The 26,782-nt window shown below is 35.1% G+C and carries 8 protein-coding genes; 6 read left to right on the plus strand and 2 right to left on the minus strand.

The window, feature by feature from the left end; all coding sequences use genetic code 11:
* Window positions 1-82: 82 nt before the first annotated feature.
* Both lpdA and C8C85_RS00825 read right to left on the minus strand, forming a co-directional pair.
* On the minus strand, window positions 83-1,486 hold the full coding sequence (lpdA, locus tag C8C85_RS00820) for a dihydrolipoyl dehydrogenase (RefSeq protein WP_116795375.1): 1,404 nt from the start codon (window positions 1,484-1,486) through the stop codon (window positions 83-85).
* Between the two features lie 455 nt (window positions 1,487-1,941).
* Complete coding sequence (locus tag C8C85_RS00825) at window positions 1,942-3,873, minus strand: amino acid permease (protein ID WP_116795376.1); 1,932 nt, start codon at window positions 3,871-3,873, stop codon at window positions 1,942-1,944.
* A 794-nt stretch (window positions 3,874-4,667) separates the two neighbouring features.
* Here C8C85_RS00825 and C8C85_RS00830 point away from each other — a divergent pair.
* The 6 genes from C8C85_RS00830 to C8C85_RS00855 all read left to right on the plus strand — a co-directional run bounded on the left by C8C85_RS00830 (window position 4,668) and on the right by C8C85_RS00855 (window position 26,774).
* On the plus strand, window positions 4,668-9,200 hold the full coding sequence (locus C8C85_RS00830; protein ID WP_133243369.1) for a hypothetical protein: 4,533 nt from the start codon (window positions 4,668-4,670) through the stop codon (window positions 9,198-9,200).
* A gap of 92 nt (window positions 9,201-9,292) precedes the next feature.
* Entirely contained in the window at window positions 9,293-10,657 is a 1,365-nt protein-coding gene (locus C8C85_RS00835; protein ID WP_116795378.1) for an IPT/TIG domain-containing protein, read from the plus strand.
* An 80-nt stretch (window positions 10,658-10,737) separates the two neighbouring features.
* The gene (locus C8C85_RS00840; RefSeq protein ID WP_116795379.1) at window positions 10,738-12,807 is read left to right on the plus strand and encodes a fibronectin type III domain-containing protein; all 2,070 of its coding nucleotides are present in this window, start codon (window positions 10,738-10,740) and stop codon (window positions 12,805-12,807) included.
* 4 nt (window positions 12,808-12,811) lie between these two features.
* The gene (locus C8C85_RS00845) at window positions 12,812-18,526 is read left to right on the plus strand and encodes a T9SS type A sorting domain-containing protein (RefSeq protein ID WP_116795380.1); all 5,715 of its coding nucleotides are present in this window, start codon (window positions 12,812-12,814) and stop codon (window positions 18,524-18,526) included.
* A gap of 98 nt (window positions 18,527-18,624) precedes the next feature.
* Window positions 18,625-21,078, plus strand: a complete 2,454-nt coding sequence (locus C8C85_RS00850; protein ID WP_116795381.1) for a hypothetical protein — start codon at window positions 18,625-18,627, stop codon at window positions 21,076-21,078.
* A gap of 155 nt (window positions 21,079-21,233) precedes the next feature.
* On the plus strand, window positions 21,234-26,774 hold the full coding sequence (locus C8C85_RS00855; RefSeq protein WP_116795382.1) for a fibronectin type III domain-containing protein: 5,541 nt from the start codon (window positions 21,234-21,236) through the stop codon (window positions 26,772-26,774).
* Window positions 26,775-26,782 lie beyond the last annotated feature (8 nt).

Genomic DNA, 26,782 nt, shown 5'->3' on the forward strand with positions numbered 1-26,782 from the left:
CATAAGCTAAAACCTTTATAAACCAAAACCCCGTCTCATTTATATAACGAGACGGGGTTTTCTATTTCTACAAGCTTTTAAACTATACGTGCAAAGCTCTGTTATCTGTTGCTGCCAATGCCGCTTCTTTTATCGCTTCCGCAAATGTTGGATGCGCATGTGACATTCTGGAAATATCTTCGGCAGAAGCCTTGAATTCCATTGCTGTAACTGCCTCAGCAATCAAATCAGCTGTTCTGGCGCCAATCATATGAACACCTAGGACTTCATCTGTTTTTGCGTCAGCAAGAATTTTTACAAATCCATCCAAATCTCCACTCGCACGAGCACGCCCTAAAGCTTTGAAAGGAAAACTTCCCACTTTATATTCAGCACCAGACGCTTTCAATTGCTCCTCTGTTTGCCCAACAGCAGCAACCTCAGGCCAAGTATAAACCACTCCTGGAATCAGGTTATAATCAATATGCGGTTTTTGACCCGCCAAAATTTCGGCAACCATTGTTCCTTCCTCTTCCGCTTTGTGAGCCAACATAGCGCCACGAACCACATCACCAATTGCATAAATATTAGAAATGTTAGTTTGTAAATGGTCATTTACTTCTACCATTCCTCTATCAGAAATTTTCACTCCAGCTTTATCGGCATTCAATCCATCTGTATACGGACGACGACCAACAGATACAAGAGAATAATCACCCTCTAAAGTAATCGTCTCACCTTTTGCATTTTCAGCTTGAACAATCACGGCATCACCATTTCTTTCTACCGATTTCACTTTATGCGAAACGTAGAATTTCATTCCTTGTTTTTTCAACACTTTCGTCAATTCTTTAGACAAAGCGCCATCCATTCCTGGAATAATTCTGTCCATGAATTCCACAACCGAAACTTGCGCTCCCAATCGTAAATACACTTGACCTAACTCGATACCAATCACACCACCACCAATAATCACAAGGTGTTTTGGCACTTCCTTAAGAGCCAAAGCTTCAGTCGAAGTGATGATTCTTTCTTTGTCGATTTTGATAAAAGGTAATGAAGACGGTTTTGATCCCGTGGCAATAATGATATTTTTGGCTTCAATCGTTTCTGAAGTTCCATCAGCTTTTGCAATTGCAACGTGAGTCGCATCAACAAAAGAACCCAAACCATTAAAAACAGTGATTTTATTTTTTTCCATCAAGAAATTTACTCCTCCTGATGTTTGATCAACAACTGCTTGTTTACGGGCAATCATTTTCTCCAAATTCACTTTTACATCACCTGAAACTTCAATTCCGTGATCGGCAAAATGTTTAATTTCTGCATAATGATGTGAAGAAGACAATAATGCTTTCGATGGAATACAACCTACATTTAGGCAAGTCCCACCCAAAGTGGAATATTTTTCTATAATTGCTGTTTTGAAACCCAATTGTGCACAACGAATAGCCGAAACATATCCGCCTGGACCAGAACCTATAATGACTACGTCAAATGAACTCATAGTATGTGATTTTTATTTTTAGTGATGCAAAATTAAGGAATAAAGTTTTGTTTAAAGTTTAATTCTAGAGGTTTTTTGTTCGAATTATAACGATTTCATCAAGAATTACAGACAAACCTTTTAAATACCTCAAGTAAAACCTAAATCCCTTTTGATTCATTACAACAAATTCTATAAGCAGTTTAGTCTATAAATTTAGGAGCAGAAAAAATACATTCCTTAACAACATTTCTCCCACTATCATTCCAAACGAAGTTCACTGAACTCTGATAAAAATAGAAATATAGTGGAGTAATCGGGGCTCCATACATTTTGCTTTTTATAAGAAATTTTCAAAAGCATCACTCTCAAAAAAAAACGTCCTGAACCATAATGGCTCAAGACGTTATACTATTTATAATTATTCCGTTTTCAGGAATCGCTTTCGCAATTCACAACTCACAATTTTAAAAAAACTATTCTTTTTCCAAATTCAGCTTACTATTTTTACGACTGAAGCCAAAGTAAATCACCAATCCTAACAGCAACCAAATAGTAAAGTAAATCCAATTCCAAACGCTTAGCTCTGCCATCATATACAGACAACAGATTAAACCCAAAAGCGGAATCAAAGACAAATTTTCTTTGAAGGACCAATAAACCAATCCAACAATTACGATTAAAAAAATCCACATCGGTATTTTGTGTTTGAATAAATCAAATCCACTTTCGTATTTTATGGAATCCGAAATTGGCAATCCAGCAACTACTGTTTCATATTTAGCATCATCTTCCTGATACTGACTCAACAAATGCTCTACATCCAGTTTCTCAGTTGCATTCGTTTTTCCTTCAATCTTAACTAAATAATCATATACTTTTTGTGTCTCCTCTTTATTTAATGAAGTAATAATAAATTCCGAATTGTTAATTTTGGTCTCATTGGTAATGAAACCCATTGTTGCTTTTTTATTGTAGGTAAAAGAAATCACCAAAGCAATAATAATCAATAATGGAAATATGTATTTGGAATTAACATAAGGCGTTTTGAATTTCCCTCTTGGAATATCGGTTCTGTTTTGCAAAGCCAAAACACCCGCACAAACCAAAACAAAGGCAAACAATGTTCCAATACTGCATAAATCAGTAACCATAGTTAAATTCATAAACAAAGCTGGAACAGCAACAACAAAACCAACTACAATTGTGGCAAAAGAAGGTGTTTTAAACTTTGGATGCACAGTAGAGAATTTCTTTGGCAACAAACCATCACGACTCATACTCATCCAAATACGCGGTTGTCCCATTTGGAAAACCAACAATACACTAGCCATGGCAACCACAGCGCTTACCGCAATGATTCCTGACATCCATTTCAAATGCAATTGATCAAATACAAAAGCCAATGGATCCCCAACATTCAAGGTATTATAACTCACCATCCCTGTCAAAACCAATGCAATGGCAATATATAAAAGTGTACATATAATAATCGCCCACATCATCCCTCTTGGCAAGTCACGTTGTGGATCTTTACACTCTTCAGCTGTAGTCGAAATAGCGTCAAAACCGATATAAGCAAAGAACACTGCTGACACTCCTTTTAAAACCCCTGAAACTCCATTCGGAGCAAAAGGATGCCAATTCGTAGTATCCACATAAAAGATACCGACAGCAATAACCAAAAGAACAATACACAATTTAACAACAACCATGATATTACTCGCATTACGAGATTCTTTCATTCCTCTATAAATCAAGGCTGTAATCAAGACAATAATCAAGAGCGCAGGCAAATCGGCTACTAAATGAAAAGAACCAATTACAGGAGACGTCGTCCAGGCGGTATAAGCATTTTGCAATCCAGAACTCAAGTTCTCAAAAGTCTTCCCTCCTTCCATCAAGGCAGTGGCGTCTTTAAAACCATTAGAAGCTGTTAAATAATCCATTTGTACCCATTGTGGCAAGTCAATTCCGCCACTGGAGAGCAGCCCCGTAAAGTAATCACTCCAAGATATGGCGACCGTTATATTCCCAACAGAATATTCCATAATCAAAGCCCAGCCAATAATCCAGGCAATTAATTCACCAAAAGCTACATAGGAATAGGTATAAGCGCTTCCCGAAACAGGCACCATTGAAGCAAATTCGGCATAAGCAAAAGCGGCAAAACTACAGGCAACCGCAGTAAACAAAAACAAGAAAATTACAGCTGGACCTCCATCAAAACTGGCTTTCCCGATAGTACTAAAAATTCCAGCACCAACAATGGCTGCAATTCCAAAAGCGGTTAAATCTTTGGCTGTCAAATGTTTTCCAAGCGCTTCATGCCCTTCCATATTGTTTTTTTCGACCTGCTTTAAGATATCTTGAACCGTTTTTTTTCTAAAAAGCCCTTTTAATGCCATGTTATATATGTTACCGTTAAAAAATTAATATTTTATATTTTTTGCAATAGTGTTTTAGTAAAAAAGAAAAAATAGTAAAGGCCAAATATAAAAAACATATTCATTCTTTAAAGTCATGATTCTGATTTTTTATAATATTGGGATATTAAAACAATATTTCTCTTTTTATTCTTAAAAAAAGTCAAATATACACTAAAAAGATATATTAAAACAAAATATAATTCAATTTTTATTTTAAAAAGTTTAAAATAGCAAAAACTGTAATATTGAAGATTATTGACATAATATAGTAATTTAACGTATTATAATTCTCCAAAATTATAATAGTTCCCTGAACGAAAAGAGCCAAAATAGTTTAATTTTTATATTTTTTTTTATAACAATAATTAAATTATAAGTGGAATTTTTTCTTGTTAAAAAAAATATAATTTATTATATTTGTAATCCTTTTAAATCTAATTTTTAATAAAAAATACATATATTCTGTAATTTTAAAGTAACCTATAATTTGTGATAAATTGAACCAAAACACCCCAAACCTATACTCTTTAATACTTTTGTTGTTATTTATAAATTTAAATTGCCACTCCAATACATTTAAAGATTCCCTAAATAGTTCAAAAAAAAACAGGTCAAAACTAATTTTAAATGTAACTCCAAAAAATAGTTACATAAAAACTGCTGCTCAACAAATAAACACATCTCCTATCAGAAGTGAATTTACTGAGAGTTTTATCAAGAAAAAATTCCCTACATCAGAGAGTACAAGTGAAGATTTAAAAACAGCTAAGGCTGTGTTCCAAAAAATTGACAGTACAAATAACAATACTGAACTATTAGAGAATAAATCCCTTTCGATGCTGCCAATTGGCATCAAAAAGACTATTCATAAAACCCAATACATGTTGGGGATAAGTAATGCAAAATTCACCCCAGAGTATACTGAATTAACAGCATTTGTCAGAATAATTATCCCACAAATAGATTCACTTGGTAAGCCCAGAGAAATATTTTTTGGAGCAAACAACATCAAGCTTTCCCATAAAGGCGGTCTGATTGGAGATACTAAACTAGTTTTACTTGGAGATTTTCCTTTAAAAATATGTGGAGATAAAGCTCTTTTAGTTTTAAAAGGAGGCATGAATATGAATACAAGAGTTGTTGACAACCTAACTTATGTAACTATTGATTGCAATGGTTTTAAAGATTTAGGTATTACTGCCGACGTTGAATTCTCAAGAAAAATAATAGAACCCGTTAATGCCTATAATAAAGTAATTGATTCTGTAACTAGAGTTAAAGGCACTTTTCAAACAAAAATCACCAATTGGAATGATATCTTAATTGATATTTCATTACCTAAATTTCAATTAACATCTTTCAAGGGAACTTTCTTCGAACTCAACAATGCAGTCATAGACTTAAGTGATTTGCGGAATTCAGACAATATATCTTGGCCAGATAATTACGCCAAAGATTATTTGGTTCCTGGAAGCGAAAATCTATGGAGAGGATTGTATGTAAAATCGTTATTGATTACACTTCCTGAACAGTTTAAGTTTAATTCCAGCAAAGGCAGAGTTACCTTCCAAGCTACCGATTTACTGATTGACAGAATGGGAGTTTCGGGTAATTTTACAGGAAACAATATATTGAACATTGATCAAGGATCTGCAGGTGGATGGGCATTTTCGGTAAACAATATTAATCTAAAATTTAGAGCAAATGCTTTAGTTGCAGGAGGATTTGGCGGTGCAATTGTTTTACCTGTTTCAGATAAATCTAAGAAATGCGCTTCCAACTCACAAGGTGAAATTGGATACACAGCAATAATCAACCCGATAGACAATGAATACCTATTAAAAGCAGAAGTCAATAACAACCTTTGTTTTCAAGTATTTAAAGCTACTGCAAAAATTGACAAGGGTTCCTATATTGAATTGAAAGTCAAAGACGGGAAATTTTTACCAAAAGCATTGTTAAACGGAAGTCTTGCTATAAAAGGAAGTAACACACCAACACCTGATGCTGAAGCTCCAAAAACAGCAGCAAACACAAATGTTCCAACAACAAATTTCACATATTACGACCCACTAAAAGAACCTACAACTACTACACCTAAAACCGACAAACCCGAAGAACCAGCCAAAAAAGAAACTGTAGCGTTTGAAGGGATAACATTCCAAAACCTTCAACTGCAAACGGTTACTCCTGTATTTAAAGCAGACTATTTTGGGTATAAAAATGAAACCGAGAATGATCCAAAATCATCCAAAGTTGCCAATTTTCCTATAACAATTCATGAAATTGCCATTATTGCAGATGATGTATCCGCCACTCTAAAAATAGATTTATCCATCAATTTGATGAAAGATCAATTTAATGGCAGAACAAAATTCAATATCATTGGAAAATTCGATCAAAATGATGGTATTCAAAAATGGAAGTTTGATCATTTAAAATTTGAACAAATTAGCCTAAAAGCAGACATTGGTGGTGCCAAGTTTGACGGATATATTGTTTTAATGGATAAAGATCCCGTCTATGGAGATGGATTTAAAGGAGGACTAAAAGCGGAGTTCAAAGCGGGAATAATAGTTGAGGCCAATGCAATTTTTGGAAAAAAAGATGATTTTAGATATTGGTATGTTGACGCTATGGTTGATGGTCTAAACATTCCGTGCAGTGCCTTTGTAATAAAAGGTTTTGGAGGTGGAGCCTATTATAACATGAAAAAAGATGGTTTCAGTTCTAGTTTTACTGCTTCTGGTGCAAATTATGTTCCTGATGTAGAATCCGGTTTGGGAATAAAAGCAATGATCCATTTTGCTAATGCGGCGAAACCTGATGCTTTTTGGGGTGGAGCCGGTTTCGAAATTGCTTTTTTAAAAACCGGTGGCATTCGTAGAATTAGTATTTATGGAGAAGGTCATGTAATGCAAGATTTTGGTTTTAAAATCCCAGCAAATTCCTTAACTAAAAACTTAGAAAAAATTGTCACAGCCGAAAGTAAAATTGTCACTGCAACTTTGGATAAATTAAAAGAAAGCAATCTTACTGAAGCTGCAAAAACTGTATATCCGGATGAAGTTTCAGGAAAAGTAGGGATAAATGCTTTTGCAGCCATTGAGTATGATTTTGTTGCTAAAACACTTCATGGCTCATTTGATTTGTATGTAGATGCCGCAGCAGGATTATTGAAAGGAAGAGCTTCCCAAAACAGAGCTGGTTGGGCTGTACTTCATTTTGCCCCAAATAAATGGTACATCCGAATGGGTACTCCAACAGACAGGCTGGGTTTAAAAATGGCTATTGGATCTATAGAAGTTGAAGCTGGTGGTTATTTTATGTTGGGAGACGATATTCCTGCTAGTCCACCACCTCCTGCAATTGTAGCGCAAATACTAAAATTGGATGTAGGTTCATTAGATTATATGCGATCTGAAAATGCAAGCACTTTAGGTTCTGGAAAGGGTTTTGCTTTTGGCTCCGACTTTAGCCTAAAAACAGGAAATATGAACTTTCTAGTATTCTATGCCAATTTCGAAGCTGGACTTGGATTTGATGTCATGGTAAAAGATTACGGAGAAGCCATGTGCAAAGGAACTGGGCAAATAGGTATAAATGGTTGGTATGCCAATGGACAATCTTATGCCTATTTACAAGGTGAAATGGGAATAGATGTAAAACTATTTATGATTCGTAAAAAAATCTCTATTATAAAAGGTGGCGGAGCGGTTATTTTACAGGCCAAATTACCCAATCCAGTTTGGATTAGAGGATATTTGGGAGGGTATTATGATTTATTGGGAGGAACAGTAAAAGGCAGTTTTAGATTTAAACTAGAATTTGGTTCACAATGTGAATTTATAAGCAGTAATCCTTTGGAAGGACTTAAAACAATTGCCGACATTAACCCTACCGAAGCAAGCAAAGAAATTAACGTATTTACTATACCTCAAGTTGGTTTTAATATGCCTATTGAGAAAAATTTTGTAATTGATGGCGACGGAGGCACAAAAACATATAGACTCAAACTGGAAGAATATACTATAAAGAAAGAAGGAGTCCCAATAGCAGGAACTGTAAGTTGGAACAATACTAAAGATTTAGTGAGTTTTAACGCTACGGACGTATTACCGCAAAATTCAAAACTAATCCTTACAGTAAAAGTCAGTTTTCAAGAAAATGTAAATGGTTCTTGGGTTACCGTGTATGATAAAGGTCAAATTGCTACCGAAACAGAAGTTCGAAACTTTACAACTGGGACAGCTCCAAATAATATTCCAACTACAAATATTGCCTATTGTTACCCTGTTTTTGACCAAAAATATGTGTATCAAAACGAAAGTAAGCAGGCCTATGTAGTTTTAAAACAAGGTCAACCTTATCTATTTGATTTAAAACCCGGTCAATCCCAAAAAGCTTTTTATAAGACAACCGATAATACCGGTACGGGTAAAATAAGTTACGATGTCAGTAACAAAAGAGTGAATATCGAACTACCACTATTAAAAACGTCAAAACCTTATTCATTATCCTTAATGACTCTTGAAACAAAAACGGATGTAACCAATAACTTGTCTCAAAACTATGAGAAAAAAGAACTTGCAACTGATGTTAATGTTGAGATAAAAAGCAATAAACTCAATGAAACGGCAATTGGTGGAGAAGGAACAGAAATATTGCAATACAAATTCAACACTAGTCAATACTTTAGTTTCAAAGAAAAAATGGAAGCTAAGAAACCGAAACAAACATTAGTAGAGATTATTTATACAGATGTACATGCTTTACAATCCTTAAATGAGTCTACTGAACCATTTGACGAAATAGAAATAATAGGAAATTCAAAAACATTAAATAAACCTTTAATTAGTGTTGAAGCCGTATTAGATGACAGCTATTATTTAAACGAAATATATCCTCTTATCTACAAAGGCTATCCTTTGGAAAATGTAATAAAATTAGATAGAGATACAAACTCATTAGGAGTTCCGCCCATAAGAGCTGTTGAAGTTTTGGCTTGGTATCAGGATTACATCATAAACAGTCCTTCCAGCTTTATGCTAAAAGAATATCTACCATTTAGATACAACCTTCCATTTTATTATAAAACTGATTTCAAAGATCTTAGATACAAAGTAGCCAATAAATACATAAACTCATCAAATCAAACAATGATTCAAAAATACGATTACCTCATAAATGGAGAATTCCCATATATAAAACAAGGAACTTACAAGATAAAGTTGAACTACATTCTTCCTGGTGGACAAGCAGGGACTAGTTCTGGTTCAATTTTCACCTTCCAAAAATCAAATTAAATGAAAGAAAAAATCTTAAAAGATAAAATGAAATTTTATAAATAAAAGACAAGAATAGTGGGTAAAACAATAAATAAAATACACAAAAAAAAATGAAAAAACAAATCAGATTATTAATGGTGTTGCCATTTGTATTATTATTCGGCAACTGCAGCAAAGATTCAGAAGTAGAAGCGGTTAAAGTAGATACTACTGTACCAGAACCAAAACCAACTCCAGTGCCTTTGGTAGAAGTTAAAATAAATTCGTATTCTAAAAACTATGGTCGTAAGGATGATATAATTACAATCTATGGAGAAAATTTTACAGACAAAATCGAAGATATTAGTTTGGTTTTTGACGGCATCCCAGCAAAGATTATTTCAGCCACCTCCACGGAAATAAAATTTAAGATACCGGATACGATGGGCACGCAAATACCAATATTAACAATTATTATCACGAATTCAAAAGTAACAAATTTAGTTAAGAATTGTTACAATGGCAATATTGCAATTTTAGGAAACAGGAGCCCTAGTCCTTGGATTGTTATGAACAGCCCTTCTATAAATGCATCAGTAAGCAATGTTCAAATCTTGGATAACAGAGCTATATATTACCATACGGAGAGTAAAACCACCCTTTCTGGAGGAAGTAGTATTTCTTATTTTTATGTTTATAGATCTTTTGATGAAGGAAAAACATGGGGAATCTGGATAGATACGCAATCGGATTCTAGATTTCCATTTTCTGCTACAACAAATGATGAAGGGTGGTCTTTATACGGCAGTGCAAACTTATATAAGACGCTCGCTTCTAGTGGAACGAGGGGAGATCTTGTTTTTAAAGGCACATCAACGATTGGGGTGGTAACCGCAAACGAAAATTTGACCGCAGGAACAATTGTTACATATAATGGAACTGTTTACGACACAAATGACGGAATCAATTTTTCCAACGTATATACAAGCAATACCGATACTTATGTAGGATTAGGTCTTGCATCCTTTGCTTTAGACAATAACCACATTTGGGTAACGGGATACAAAGGAATAACTGTAAATTCAAGTTACACTTTGAAGCCTTTTATGATTTATAAAAATACTAGTTCTGCTGGTTGGAAAGAAAAATTCTTTACGGATGAACCAAATGACACATATATTAGAGAAATACAGTTTTTTGATGCTGACTCAGGACTGCTGCTGCTTGTAGGACCTTCTTCTTCTAAAATTTATAAGAGTAACAATGGAGGAGACAATTGGATTTCAATATATAATGGTGAAAATTTTTCAAACTTTGTATTTAAAGATGCTACTACTGGTTGGGCAACATTAAAAAATGTTATTTATAAAACAACCGATGGAGGAGCTTCCTGGTCTATCGAGTACAACCATAATGAAGATATTTTAAAAATAGCCTACAAGGATAATGTTATTTGGGCTTTCTCAAAAACTAAAATTTTAAAACGAAATCTGTAATTTCATAGCAGTATGTGATAATTCACATACTGCTTCAATTCGTTTTTGTACCCTCTATTATTCTCAACAAAATAATTCGCATGAAGCATACATTTTTGGTTGCATTAATTTTTGTTGTTCTTTTCAAAGGCTATTCTCAAGTAAAAAAAATTGAAAAGCCTAAAAAAGAATCAACTATTCAAGTAATCGTAAGAGTTCAAAAAGATAAAATTCTTTTGCGTTGGGCACCTAGCGATGCACTTGCATGGAAAAAATTAAATAAATATGGGTATCAACTCGAACGCTATACCGTAACAAGAGATAACAAAATATTGGCAAATCCTGAAAAAATAATTTTAGCAAAAGAACTAAAACCAGAACCACTTGAAAATTGGGAAAAAATAATAGCAGACAACGATAATGGAGCCATCATTGCACAAGCGCTTTATGGAGAAAGTTTTGGAGTAACTGGTGTAAATCAATTACAATCTATCGTTAATATATCCGAGGAAAGCGAACAACGATTCACCTTTGCATTATTTGCTGCCGATAAGGATTTTGAAATGGCAAAAAAAGCAGGATTGGGTTTTGAAGATATAACGGCTTTGAAAAATGAAAAATACACCTATAGAGTATCGTCTAACGCGCCTGAATCCGAACTTGATATAGAATATGGAGGTGTATTTGTGGGCTTAAAAGAATATGAAGATTTACCCAAACCTATGGATTTTTCCGCCCATTTTACAGACAAAAGCGCCATGCTGAGTTGGAACTTTAAGATATTAGCTCATGCTTATGGCAGCTATTATGTAGAACGTTCCCAAGACAAAATTCATTTTGAGCGAATTACCAATAAGCCCTACACCAGTATGAATCAAGAAAATGAAAATAATAATCGTATTTTTTATGTTGATTCAATTGCCAATAACCTACAATACAGTTATCGAATTCAGGGAATTTCTGCTTTTGGAGAATTAGGTCCTTACTCTGAAGTGGTTTCAGGGACTGGTAAATCAATCTTAAAATTTGTACCTCATCTTACCATAAAAGATTTTAAGGATGATAAAACGGTAACGCTAACTTGGGAATTCAACGAAGAAGGCAATGACGAAATCTCTGGATTTGAACTCAATCGTTCCGATGTTGATGATGATAAATACATCCCTGTCATAAAAAACATTGCTTCAAAAACTAGAACAGTAACATACAACAAACTAGCCTCAACCAATTATTTTACCATAACTGCCATAGGCAAACAAGGCAGCAATAGAACATCTTTCCCGATGCTGGTGCAACCTGTGGATTCTATTCCTCCAGCTAAGCCTGTAAACTTAAAAGGAGCTATTGATAGTTTGGGAGTAGTTAAAATATACTGGGATCTTAATAAAGAAAAGGATTTAATGGGCTACCGCATTTACAAAGCCTACAATCCGAACGAAGAATTTAGTCAATTGACGGTGAGCCCAAGCGAATCTAATAAATACCAAGACAGTGTCATCGTTAAAAGTTTGAACAGTAAAGTCTATTACAAAATAATAGCAGTCGACACCCATTATAACATGTCACCCTTTTCAGAAGTATTGATTGTCAAAAAACCGGATGTCATTCCTCCTACTTCACCAATTTTTACCAATTATGAGATAAAAGACGGAATGGTATCTTTAGAATGGATTAATAGCCAAAGTGAAGATGCAGCCTCGCATCAACTCTATCGTAAAGAAAATGAACAAAAAGACTGGCAATTGATTTTGGATACCAAAGACAAACCAGAATCCTACGTAGATAAAAGCATTATAGAAGGCGGTACTTATCGGTATGCCCTATATGCTAAAGACGAAAATAATTTGGTTTCAAATCCATCACCAGAAATAGTTGTTTTTATTCCTCTCGCCTCAGTTATGCCAGTTGTAAAAGGATTTTATGCACAAGCTAATACTACCACCAACAGCATTGATTTATCTTGGGAATACAGAGCAACGGGTGTCGAAAGTTTTGAAATTTACAAAGCCACAGCAGACGAACCCATGCAATTGATGCAAATGGTCACAGCTCAAACAAAAAAAATATCCGACCCTAGCATTACGATAAATACAACCTATAAATATGCCATAAGAGCCCTTTTTGCGGACGGAAGGATTTCAAAAATGGCTTTTTATGATATAAAATTTTAAGATTATGAGGAAGATAATTTTTTTAATGATATTTCTTTTTGCTTCTAAAAGTTTTGGACAAGACTATACGATAACTTTAAGTTATGAAGCATCAGCTTCTGACTGCCATGCTGCACATTTTGATTGGAATCTTTTAGGAATTGACTCTTTTAGCGCTGGAGGAAATTCTATGAATGTTTCTGGTACTCGTACTTATACAGCTTCTGGCGGGACTTTTACATTATCAAGCAATAGTAGTTGCATTGCTCTTGGCGCAAGTACTAACAATTGTAATATTCCCGCTAATTTAAATTCGCGAACTGAAACTTCTATAAATTTAATCAGAGGAATTTTTATAAATCTGGGGGGATGTAATGGAGGTGTCTCAATCGATGAATTCAAACCCAATGTGTCTATTACAAATAATAAAACCTCCTCAATTTGTTCGGGAGATGAATTGGATTTAGCCGCCACTGCAGGATTCCCAAACGTTGCGTATCATTGGCAATATTCTACGGATAACGAAGCCACTTGGATTGATGTTCCTTTAACAATTGGAATAACAAATACTAACAACACTCCACAAACGCATTTTAGTATTAATGATCTTTTAGGAACTAACTATGAAGATTATTTCAACAAAAAAATTTATTTCAGATTGGGTTATGGTCAAGACAGACCATTTTCTAATGTAATACCAATAACATTTTCTCCTTGTGCGCCAATTATAACTGATGTTCTATATTATACCCCAATATGTAGTGACAATATTCGTAAAGTTGAAGTTACATTCAATGAACCTTTAGAAAATGATGAAATATTAGACCGTATTAAAATGAAAGACGTTACCTATGGTTCAGAAAGAAATGAACGAACAAATGTTGGCTATGATATAAATACAAAAATATATTCTTTCGTTAATTTTGATGCTTTAGAGAATGGACATACTTATAAAATAGTATATCAAATGAAGAAAGGCAATGCTTTATTAGGTTTTTTAGAATCTACAAAAACTTTTCTATATGAAGAAGTAACCCCAATAACCTTTCAAACAACACCAACTGATATTTTATGTAATGGAGACACTACTGGTAGTATTACTATAATAAACCCACAAGGGGGCAATGGCAGTTACACATACAGCAAAGACGGAACAAACTTCCAAGACAACAAAACTTTTTCAAGTCTAGAGGCTGGAACTTATCAAATAACAGTAAAAGACATAAAAGGATGTACAACTACGCAAGCAGATTCATTAAGTGCTCCTCTTAAACCCATATCAATAAAAGGAAAAACTTTTCCTTCATCAGGCCCTAATATTGCCGACGGCTCTATAGAACTTAATAATATATCAGGGGGTACACCTGCTTATAAAATATTTTTGGGCACCACTGAAGCGCCAAACTTAAGCCAACTTATTGCAGGTTCTTATACAATAAAAATAGTTGACAGTAATAATTGCTCAAAAGATACAATAATAGAAGTCAAACAAAAAATAACTTGCATTACAACTAAAACAGATGTAAAATGCAACGGAGGTACTGATGGCATTATAACATTAAAAATACAAGGAGGTACTAAAAATTACAATGTGACTTGGAAAGATAGCGACAATAAACCTTATACAGTAACCTCAACTCCAATTACAACTACAGACAACGTTATCTATAACTATATCGCAACAGGTTTTAAGATGGGTGCATACACTTATTCCATTTCAGACAACGACACTCCAGTAGCCACATATAATGGCAGTGCTATTACAATTAAACAACCAACTTCGTCTTTAGAAATCACATCAACTATTACTCAACCCTCCCCAACAATCCTTACAGACGGGCAAATTCAGATTAATCCAAGTGGAGGTGTACTCCAAGGTGGCTCTGATATTTATTCTTATTTATTATCAAAAACAGATGAACCAAAATTTGATAACATAGCAAGAACTAACCCGATTACAGCATTAAGTAACGGTACTTATCTGATTACAGTTACCTCTTCTTCTGGATGCCCTATTACAAGTGATCCAATTACTTTACAAGCATTAAATGTAAAAATAAAAATAACTAAACCTATAAAATGCATTGGAGATTCGGGAACTTTAGAAGCAGTGGCTGAAGGTGGAACTAGAAATTACAATTATAGTTGGTATAAAGATGGTTCTTCAACAATAGTTGGAACTAGTAAAATCCTGACAGGAATTGATGTTACGAAAGGTAACTATAAAGTAGAAGTATTCGATGGAGACTATACGATAAATGATACTAAAGATTTACTTAAATCAACTAATCCAGCAATTGTGATTAATCCTTTTACAATTACACCTGTAAAATGTAGTAATGGAATAGATGGAGCAATAGAAATAACTGTTTCTGGTGGAACACCTGGATACACTTATAAATGGAGTAATTCAGATACAACAAAAGATCTTTCAGGATTAATCGCAGGAACATATTCTGTTACAGTAACAGACGCTATTGGTTGCACAAACACCTCATCCGATATTGAAATAACTCAACCTTTAGCCATTACCCTCCCTCAAGAATCAATCTCTCCTGTCTTAATCAACGGTCAAAGTACGGGAGCTATAACTTTTGCACAAGACCCAACAGGAGGTAATGGTGGCTATACCTATAATTGGACTTCAAGTACTGATACCTCTTTTACTCCAAAAACCATAAAAAATATTTCAGGGTTAAAAGCAGGTTTTTATACTCTTGAAATAAAAGATAGTAATCAATGTTCTGTTTCCAAAACTTTCGAAATAACAGAATCACCTTTGTTACAAATCAGTATAAAAGAATCTTCTGCTATAAAATGTAATGGAAATTTCAATGGTGAACTGCAGGCGGTAGTTAGTGGTGGTGTTGCTAACTATAATTATCAATGGTTCAAAAATGGATTAGCTTTTGGTGACAACTCATTTGAACAAAAAGGACTGGAATTTGGAGATTATAAGGTCATAGTAACCGATTTTGTTGGTGCCACAAAAACAGCAACTATATTTACTTTAAAACAACCTAATTTATTAACTGTAACCGCTACATCACAAACCAATGTTTTATGCCATAACGCTAGTACAGGTACTATTGGAATCACTATAAACGGAGGAACTGCGCCCTATACACAACAATGGACAAAAGACGGTGTAAATTATTCAACTAATAAAAATTTAATTGACCTAGGTGCTGGCACCTATCAAGTTATTGTTACAGATGCCGTTGGTCATAATTGTACTGCAACACTGCTAAACCCTATAATTATTACCCAACCTACTGCTCCTTTAGCAATAAATGATTTAGTCATAAAAAACCTAACTGGTTTTGAAACCTTAAACGGTAGTATTAAAGTAGCAATAACAGGTGGAACGAGCCCATATAAATATAGCTTTGGTAGCCAATCCAATGTTTCTATTGTTGGAAGTGAATTACTATTAGACAATCTCCCAATAGGTTCTTATACACTGACGATTACAGATGCAAATGGTTGTTCAACTTTTAACAACTACAATTTAACTCAACCCGACAAATTATTAATTACGGATATTTCTCAAACTCCAAGCTCAACCATTAAGTGTTATGGAGATAAATTTGGAATATTAGAGGCGACAATAACCGGTGGTGTACTTCCTTACACTTACAATTGGCACAATGTTCTTACGCCAACCATTACCGCATCTACTATCAATCCATCCGAAACATTGATAGCAGGAACTTATGAATTGAAAGTGACAGATGCAAATGGTAATACTTTCTCTTTGAAAAGCAATCCAATCAGTGAACCACTTCTTTTGAAAATTAATTCTACCCCGAAAAATGTTTCCTGCAAAAACGGAAATGATGGTTCCATAACGATTTCAACTTCAGGCGGAACAGGCGTACCAACCATAAACTGGAGCACAGGAGAGAACGCTACTACCATAAATAATCTTTTTGCTGGAAGTTATTCAGTAACCATTACTGACCAAAATCAATGTCAAACTTCTGAAACTATAACAATCACAGAACCTGACATTTTATACGTGAGTAAAATAACCAAAAATCCTCCTTCCGCTTTAGGATTACAGGATGGTAGTATCGAAATCCAAGTAACGGGCGGTACTCCAAATTATAATTATTTATGGTACAATGGCAGTAAAGATTTAATCTATTCGGATCTAAACCAACCGTCTAACACGAGCATCAATAATATTTATGCAGGGCAATACTTCGTTACAGTAAAAGATGCCAATGGCTGTGCTATTATCGAAAAAGATTTAGACAAAATCGACCCCTTGGTTCTTTCTATAAATCAAATCAACATAGTAAAATGTAATGGAGATGCTACGGCCAGTATCAAAGCTTCTGCTTCGGGCGGGACTCCAATTTATTATTACAAATGGTATAAAACAACCGACCCATTAAACGCTGTTGGACTAGCCGAAACTTTGTTAAATGTAAACGCAGGTACCTATTATGTAGTGCTTTCGGATTCTTTCGGATTGGTAAAACAAAGCGAAAACATAACCATTACTGAGCCTACACCATTAAATAACACTTTGGCTTCACAATACACGCGTTGTGGAGATGCTAAGGATTGGACAATTACTACCGCGCCAACCGGAGGAACAGCACCCTACACATACTTGTGGAATACAAGTCAGCGAACAGCAAATTTACAGGATATTACACCTAGCAGTTATTCCGTATTGGTAACCGATAATCACGGATGTACCATAACGAAAAGCATCACAATTACGGCTCCACCCCATTTGGCTACAGCCGAAACCATTACAAAACCAACTTGCTTTGAAGGATCGGATGCTACTATTGTTTTAACTTCATCCGGAGGACAAGGCCCATATACTTATTTATGGAATACCGGTGAGCAATCAAATATTTTGAGAAACGCTTCCGCAAAAGCATATACAGTATCCATCACAGATTTCAAAGGTTGTGTAATTAACAAAGCCTATACTATCGAAAATCCACCAAAAGACGTTATTAATCTAGGTGATGATGTTACTCTTTGTTTCGACCAATCACTAACAATTAATTCGACTATTGCCGATGATAAAGCCAAATATTCTTGGATATCGACAAAAGGTTTTACAAGTGACAAACCCATTATTACTGTTTCGGAAGCGGCTGATTATACGCTTGTTGTAACGAATAAATTAGGTTGTAAAGCCACCGATAAATTAAAAATATCCAAGCAAGACACCGCAATTAGCGCTGAATTTGCGGTTTCTTCACAAGTTTTTATGAACGAAAAATTCATTATTGTAGATATTAGTAATCCTATTGCCGACAGTATCGAATGGATCTTACCACCCGAAGCTACAGTAGTTTCAAAAAACAAAGATTTTGCCGAATTGAGTTTTAGCAAAGTAGGAGAATACGAACTAACATTAAACACCAAAAAAGGAAACTGTACGGCTACCCAAACCAAAAAAATTGTAGTAGTCGAAGGCGAGTACATAAATCCAGACAATACTGATTTAAAGAAAAAATTTGATCTAAAGATTTATCCAAATCCTTCACACGGAATTTTTACAGTTGATGTGACCCTTGATAAAGTAATGCCGGCTCACATCAAAGTCTTTAATTTGACCAATAATATGATAATCGACTCAAAATATGAAGAAGGAAAAGACACTTATAAATTCAACTTTAGTTTGAACGGACTAACAGCTGGTGTTTATTTTGTTTTAGTAGAGTCACAACAAGGAAATCAGCTAAGAAAAATAATTATCGAATAGACCAGTTAGGTTCATAAATTTTTAGACTTAAAAAAATAACCCATAAAAAGGCCAAAAGAGAAACATCTTTTTTCTACCCTTTTTATACCAACATTAAAATGATTTTAAACAGAATACTATTTTTTATTGTATTGTTTTTTGCGACTACCCTTGGCTATTCACAAAACTTCAATGTAGAACAATTGACAAAGACCAAACTGATTAATGTTTCGGGTGGTGCGTCGGCAAGTGCAATTATGTATTCGGGCAATGCAACTAGGGAACCTTTCTCCTATTTTTTAAATGGAAATATCAACATCAACGTGGCAGGATTGTACAACTTACCCTTTTCCTTCTCCTACTCTACTCAAAAATTTGGGTACACCAAACCCGTTGCCATAAAAACGTTAAGCATTCATCCCTCTTATAAATGGATAACAACCCATATCGGGGATGTGAGCATGACTTTTTCCCCTTATACCCTAAACGGACATCTGTTTACTGGTTTTGGAGTAGATCTTACTCCACCCGGCAAATTCAAGGTGAGTGCTATGTATGGACGTCTATTGAAAAGTAATGAGTATGAGGTCAATTTTCCTGCTGCAATTCCAACCTACAAACGCTATGGATACGGATTCAAAACAGCATATGCTTTCGAAAAAGTAAATTTAGGAATCATCTTTTTTAAAGCAACTGATATAGCGAGCTCGTTATCCAATCCAGTCCCATTTGAATTAGGGTTTACACCAAAAGAAAACGTTGCACTTAGTTTTGAAACCAGTTTTAAATTATTCAAAAAACTGCAAGTCATGACCGAATATGCCAACAGCAGCATAACCGAAGACATTAGTGTTAGCGGCTCAGCTAAAGGAAAAGGAATTGCCTCTCTGTTTTTAAATCCAAATGTAACAACAACTTCCCAAAAAGCGATTAAGGCACAATTGGTATATCCTGCCGGAAAAGGAACTTTAGGATTGGGCTACGAGCGCATTGACCCAAATTACAGAACCTTAGGAAGTTACTATTTTAATAATGATTTGGAGAATATTACTGTAAATGCAACCCAACAGGTTTTCAAAGACAAAGTCTCATTAGCCCTAAGCTTAGGGATGCAAAAAGACAATTTAGAAAAACAAAAAGTAAGTCAGTCCAAAAGATTGGTTTCCTCGCTTACAGCAGATTATAAAGCGAACCAAAAATTAAACCTGAATTTCAATTATTCCAATTTTCAATCCTATACCAACAGCCGCAACCAGTTTGATTACATCAATCAAGCCCCTGGTTTAGTTTATGTAGATACTCTAAATTTCAGACAAGTCAATCAGAATCTGGGCTTAACGGCAAACTACTTGCTTAAAAACGACAAGCAACTCAAGAAATCCGTTAGCGCCAATTTTTCTATGCAGGAGTCTGCCAATCAGCAACAAGGAAAAGCAGTGGCTGGCGGAAAGACCACTTTTTACAACTCGGCTATTTCCTATGTTCAAGGCTATCCAACAAAAGATTTAAACTTTATGGGTTCCATCAATAATACCTACAGTTTAATGGAAACAGGGAACAGTTTAATCATTGGGCCAACCCTTGGGGTAACCAAATTGTTTATGGATAGAAAATTAAATTCTTCGTTTTCTACCAGCTACAACACCACTTTTAGTAATGGCAACAAGCAAAACGATATTTTCAATTTGCGACTCACAAGTTCTTATTTATATTTAGAAAAACATAGCTTCAATTTGGGGGTTATCTACTTATTTGGCAAAACCACAAGCAACAGAAACAACGACCTTACCGCAACTTTGACGTATGCTTATTCATTCGATAAAATAAAATTAAGACCAACTCCAAAAGAACAGAAAAAAGACGAAAAACAATTGGGAGATAATATTCTGAAAATAAATTTCAAAGACTATAAACTGGAAGGAACTCTAGCGCAAATTACGCAACAATTAAAGGATTTACAGCAACAATTACAACCTTTACCAAATGAAGAAGCAAGCAAATTGGAACATCTCTTGACACTTGCCACTTTAACACCGGATGAAGCAAGCTTCAAAGACAAAGTGATTGATTATTTGGAAGAATACCAAGCAGCATCCGAAGTAATAAAAAAATACAACAAACTGATTGGCCAGGCTGTTCAAAAAGTAGCACAAGAAATCAGTAACAAAGACGAAAGTTTTGAAAAAACATACACCACAGCCATTAGCCGCGTGAATAGCCATAAACTGCATGGAGTTAATCCAAGCGAAATAACCGATAAAGTTGGCTATAATTCGTATCTGAAATTGATAGAAAGAAGTGACAAAGCAAAGCAGAAACTACAGGCACATCGTTTTATGCAAACCGAGTTTTTGAAACTTTCAAAAGCAGATACCAAAGAAATGGAACAAAATGATTACCTCCTAAGCTATAACAAAAAAGAAATTGAAGAAGTCTATAAATTGATCACCGACAAAAAAACAGATGCCGAAATCATCGCCCAGCTGGAACAAAATCTAATTCCGTTTTACCACGAACTGGCACTGGCAAATGGAATGAATGAGGAAGTTGAGTTGAAATACATTCAGAAGTAATTTAAAAAGATTGAAAAATTGAAATTAACAACCAAAATCTATTCCCGTCCGAACTCCCCTCTCAAGAGGGGTTGGGGGTGTGTTTTTGTTGATTTAAAAAAATCTAATAATCTAATAGTCAAATAATCTAAGTAGTCAAAAATATAATTACCCAAATGCAAAAAAAACTATACATCCTTGTTACCCTTTTACTCCTGCAATGCTCCCCTTTTGGGGGCTGGGGGGCTTTTGCCCAAACCTACCCCGTTACTATAAGCACACAACTTACGCAGCCCTCGCCTATTTACCTGAGTAATTATGCCAATACTGCGAGTATCAATAGTCCTATAAAAGTACAATTGATTCTTAACGATTTGACCATTATGAACAGGCAGGTGCGATTGAAATGCTATTTTCAGGGAGCTGTGTCTTTTGTTTCCAATGATTTTGTGGTGGGAGCAACACCAATCTACCTCGAAGGCGGATTTCCAACACTATTGACCAATGTTGAACTGGGACATTATTTCGAATTCCAAAACCTCCAAGGCATTAATCCCAATCAATATGCAAAGCCATTGCCCGAGGGAATATATACGATATCATTTGAAGTTTATGACTTTGCAACCAACAAAAAACTATCCAAAAAATCAAGTGTTACCACAGTTATTTTCCAAAACGAACCGCCGCTCTTAAACCTGCCTGTAAACAAAGCTGGTATTGTAGAACAGAACATTCAGAATGTCATATTTAGCTGGACACCACGAAGCATCAATGTGAGTAATGTAGAATACGAATTCTCCTTGGTGGAGATTTGGAACACCAATACGCCTATTCAAAATGCCTTTGCCTACTCGCCACCGCTATATACCATCACTACCAGAAATACCACAGTACAATACAGTATTGCGGAACCCCAACTTATTCCAGGAAAAACCTATGCGTGGCGTGTAAAAGCCAAAGCCCTGGTTGGCGCCGAAGAAATTGGCGTTTTCAAAAACAACGGTTACAGTGAGATTTTTTCTTTTAAATACCTCACGTTTTGTAAAGCACCATTGGCCATTACTACCACCGATGTAAGTCAGGATCAAGCCAAAGTAGCTTGGAGCGGGGAAGTCGATAATTATGATTACCAAGTAAATTATAGAGAGAAAAATGCCGATTCGAAGTGGTACAAACTCGTAACACCAAGAGAGTACATTACCATAAGCAACCTTAAACCCAAAACTACCTACGAGTACACGGTAGGCGCTGCCTGCGACCCTGGCGAATACACCCACAGCAACATACAGGAGTTTACTACACTGGCACAAGACGAAATTGCGTTTGTAGGTTGTGGCATCAAGCCCGACCCTGCCGCTTTATCCAACAAAACACCCCTACCTGCTTTGTTCACAAATGATGTGGTAACGGCAGGAGACTTTCCTATTGTAGTACTCAAATCCACAGGAAGCAACGGTACTTTCTCAGGCGAAGGCTATGTTACCTTGCCCTTTTTGGAAAAATTTAGAGAACTCATAGATGCCGCTGATGCTTTAGGAGGCGATAAAGTTAATATTGGAAAGTACTCCCGCATACGCATCACCTTTAACAACATTGGCATCAATACCGATTTCAAGTTGATTTCGGGAGAGATTGTGGCCAGTTATGATAAGAATTGGGGAGGTATGGTTGATGGGGATAAACTCGTTAATGATATAATGGGCGATACGGGAACTGTTATTCCTATTGATGTACAGTTTGAAATTAAAAGTGTTGTAAAAAATTCAGATGGAACTCTAACAATAACAGGTACAAATGGTGCTGTTAATATCCAGCCAAAAACAGCAAATGATGTAATCATCACTGACAGAAACGGTAACCAATATGCTGTTTCACCCAATACGCCAGCAAGCGAAATCAAATCTACTGGAAAAGCAGCAGCCGGAGGTGTACCTACTCCCCAAAATACAAACGGAATGGGATCTGGTGGTAATATAAAAGAAATTTCCTCTCCAGATGTTTCTATAACCTTTGCAGCAGGCACTGGTTTCTATAGCTTGGATGAAAATCCAAACCAAGATCCTAAACTTAAAGCCAATACCAAACTTAACAAAACCTATGATGTAATTCCTAGAAAGGACGGTAGCAACTATTATGTAAATTACAAAGTCATCTCGGATGCTCCCAATGCAGAAGACTATGTTACTGCAAAAGCGACATTCAGCAATGGAAAAACCACAGCCGATGTAGTATTCAAAACTGAAAACGGTACCGAAATTAAGCCTGTCTGGTCAGGAAATGTAGCAACGCTTCCATTAAAAAGAACTTTAGATTTTGCCAAAGAATCGATACTGGCAACGGTAAGACCTCCTGTTCAAAAAGAAACAGCAGATCCGAAAAATCCTGTAGTTGCAGGTAAATACGACATTGCAGGTACACTGAATTTGTGGCATATGACCGGCAAGAAAGTAAATGTTACTTTGGTTGGGCTTAATGGTGGAGAAACACCAACACAAAAAGATGCTCAAGATTACCTTAATAGCATATATGGTAAAGCAGGAATTCAATTTGAAGTTAGTACAATAAAAGTTGATATAACTGATAGTTGGGGTGCTAGCATAGAAACTGGCGACAGTGATTTGCTCAATACTTATACCAATGGTCAACAAACCATTACTAACAATTTCCAAACCCAATTAGGAACTAGTTATAAAACAAATACTTATTATGTTTTGTTTACTAAAGTAACATCTAGTAAGCCTGGCACACTAGGTTTTATGCCACTCAAACGACAGTTTGGTTTTGTATTTTCTCAATCTGAGGATAAAAAACTTCATACTCTAGCACACGAACTTGGACATGGTGTTTTTGGTCTGCAACACCCATTCACAGAATACAACACTGCAGTCCCTACAGATTTATTAATGGATTATGGAACTGGAACTGCTTTAAGCCATAATGATTGGGAAATAATGCATGCTCCAGGATTGCAGTTGTATCAGTTTACTCAAGGGAGTAGCGCGGGTGCTTTGGCAGGAAACTTGGCTGTCAAATCTGTTTTTGACGAACTGGATTATAAAAACGCAACCGTATTTAAATTTGTAAATAATGAAACACGCGAATTTTATTATCGTGGTTATAAGATAATATTTAAGCATAAGAACCTTCAAGTTGAATTTGATAATAATACTAGGCAATTCAACGTTAGCGAGAATGGAATAAAATCAACGCTCACGGTATTAAATTATTCAAATTCATTAATACCAATTCTTTGTTATACCGAAATTTTACCTCAAGTTCCGAAAATATCCGATTCAAAATCTGGTTTTGTTTATACAGAAAAGGATTTGATAAAGTTCTATGCTCTATATCCAAAAGCAAATTATGAGGTCGAAGCATTCAAAGGCAGTCTTCCTAGTAATGATTTAGTTACTATTAATGAAAAACTTAAGAAATTAGATGCCATTCGAGCTAAAAAAATTATTTCATTATTAGAATCTTTACCGCTTAATGAAGTGCTCGAAATATGTCCAACTGCAAAAGAATGTTATGACATTTTCGGAAAAGAATATTCGGTAGCAGAATGGGATAAAATCATAGAATTATTAGAAAAGAAAAAAAATAGTTTAGGAGTTGACTTAACCAAACTAGCAGTTACAGAACAATTAAATGCGATCAAAGCACTATTGTTAGACGAAAAGAATAAAGACAAAATATGCCGTTTAATATTAAGTGAAGTACGTGCAAAACGAGAAGTACTAGAGTATCCAAAAACATTTCGATTGGAATATTTGGGTAACAATTCGGGAAAAGACCAATTTAGAATTCAACTCCTAGAAAACTATAAAATAGCTAAAGTTGAAAGTATCTTCACAATGAGCTGTGCATTAAATCAGAATATTGTAAATGATAACAATGTTGCATTCGACCTTTCGCTAGAATCATCTACAGAAACGGTTACTATCGATAATCTATCCAAAGGAACTTCTGCAGCCGAAGCACTTTCAAATCTAATAGGTAAAACTGTTTTGGTTTCCTCAGTAACCATACCCGCAGTTTATGCTGCTGCCGAATATTTGATAGCTTCCGAAGCCTATACTACTTATTTAGGATTTCTAGAAACCCAAAACGGAAAGTGTCTAAACAACTTTTTGGCTGATATTGCTTTGCAGTACCTGATTGATGCTTTAGTAAGAAGTTACAACGGCGAAGGCATCCCTTTTTCTTATACAAGTCCAGCCGTGGCTTGTGGTTCTGCTTATTTGGGTAATATTGGAGGCTTAGAATCCTGTGGGATGGGTGCACTGGTTAGTTTGGGTGATACCGTCATTCATAATATCAAAACGGGGCAAGCAAAACCTATTGGAGCTACAATAGATGATGCCACAGTACTTTGTGCTATAAGTGCTGGTTTGCACAAAATAGTTTCTATAAATTATGTAAACGCTGTAAAAGAAGCAGGGCAATGGTTTTCTATTAAAAAACTAATTGACAAAACCCTCACCAATGCCGAGAAATCGATTGTGGCAAAGTTTATGGTAAAATATAAGGCTTCTGTATCTAAAGATTTATTGGCAAAACTAATTAACAACTCGGGCGATGATTTTGCTAATACAATCAAAAAGCTAGAAGAGTATTTGGCCAATGGTAATAAAATTGTACAACAGGGTGAAGAAATTATAATAAAAGATTTAGATGATAAAATAATTGTTAAATTTGAGAATGAAGAGTGGAAGGCAGCGAATGAGGCGGTGAGGTTTATTGCTAAGACAGGCGCAGAACTAAAAACCCATCTTTCGAAACTTGCAACCATACCTATAAGTAAAAGTTATAATGGAGATTTAATACGTTCTTTAAGCATAAAATCTGAAAATGAGTTTAAAGCTGTAGCTAATAAAATGACTTCCGATAAAGATTGGAGTTCATGGGGAAGATACGATTTAGATGGTGCGCAAAATGCCATGTATTTAAATAAGACAGTTTCTGGAAACCAAACCGAACTTTCTGCTTATGGACAATGGGCAGATTACAGTACCTACAAATTTGAAAATATTAAAGTAGATAATCTTTTAGATTTAACAGATGATGTCGTTAGACAACAGCTGGGTACCCAATTTGATGATTTGGTCAAAAATGTTGTAACGCTCAATCCTGATGATGCTAAATTAATTAATTATGAATTTACTAATGAGATAGCATCTTGGGCAAGGAAAAATGGCTATAACGGTATAATTGCTCCCGGAGCAAGAGGTGCAAAGGATTATGAAAGTATTATTTTGTTTGATCAAAATTATATTGATAATATACTGGTGAGTAAAGTTCCTAAAGCATTAGATAAAATATCTGGAAAGTGGGGAGTTACTTTAGATGCTACAAAATTAGGAATGGATGATGCAACAATATTAGCATCAAAATGGATTATTCCTGAAGTTGGCTGGTATGATGTAGTAATTCATGGCACACCTGATAATTTTATGATCTACACAGGTGAAAAATGGGTAAGTATTACTCATCGAGATTTAGTAAATTATTTAACAAGCAAAGGTTATAAAAATGGAACTCCAATCCGATTAATATCATGTAATACTGGGGTTTTTCCAGATGCAATTGCAAAAAATTTAGCAAATAAAATAGGGGCTAACGTTAAAGCTCCAAAAGGGTATATAACAGTTTTTGAAGATGGAAGTTATATAATTTCAAATAGTGGAAATTGGCAAATATTTAATCCTGGACTTTAATTAATATA

Origin of the sequence: Flavobacterium sp. 103, from assembly GCF_003096795.1 — a bacterium.
Taxonomy (GTDB): Bacteria; Bacteroidota; Bacteroidia; order Flavobacteriales; family Flavobacteriaceae; genus Flavobacterium.

Bases quoted from the DNA above. Each gene is read 5' to 3' on its own strand.
- C8C85_RS00840 (WP_116795379.1), top strand. From the start codon at position 10,738: ATGAAGCATACATTTTTGGTTGCATTAATTTTTGTTGTTCTTTTCAAA.
- lpdA (WP_116795375.1), bottom strand. From the start codon at position 1,486: ATGAGTTCATTTGACGTAGTCATTATAGGTTCTGGTCCAGGCGGATAT.
- C8C85_RS00825 (WP_116795376.1), bottom strand. From the start codon at position 3,873: ATGGCATTAAAAGGGCTTTTTAGAAAAAAAACGGTTCAAGATATCTTA.
- C8C85_RS00850 (WP_116795381.1), top strand. From the start codon at position 18,625: ATGATTTTAAACAGAATACTATTTTTTATTGTATTGTTTTTTGCGACT.
- C8C85_RS00855 (WP_116795382.1), top strand. From the start codon at position 21,234: ATGCAAAAAAAACTATACATCCTTGTTACCCTTTTACTCCTGCAATGC.
- C8C85_RS00845 (WP_116795380.1), top strand. From the start codon at position 12,812: ATGAGGAAGATAATTTTTTTAATGATATTTCTTTTTGCTTCTAAAAGT.
- C8C85_RS00835 (WP_116795378.1), top strand. From the start codon at position 9,293: ATGAAAAAACAAATCAGATTATTAATGGTGTTGCCATTTGTATTATTA.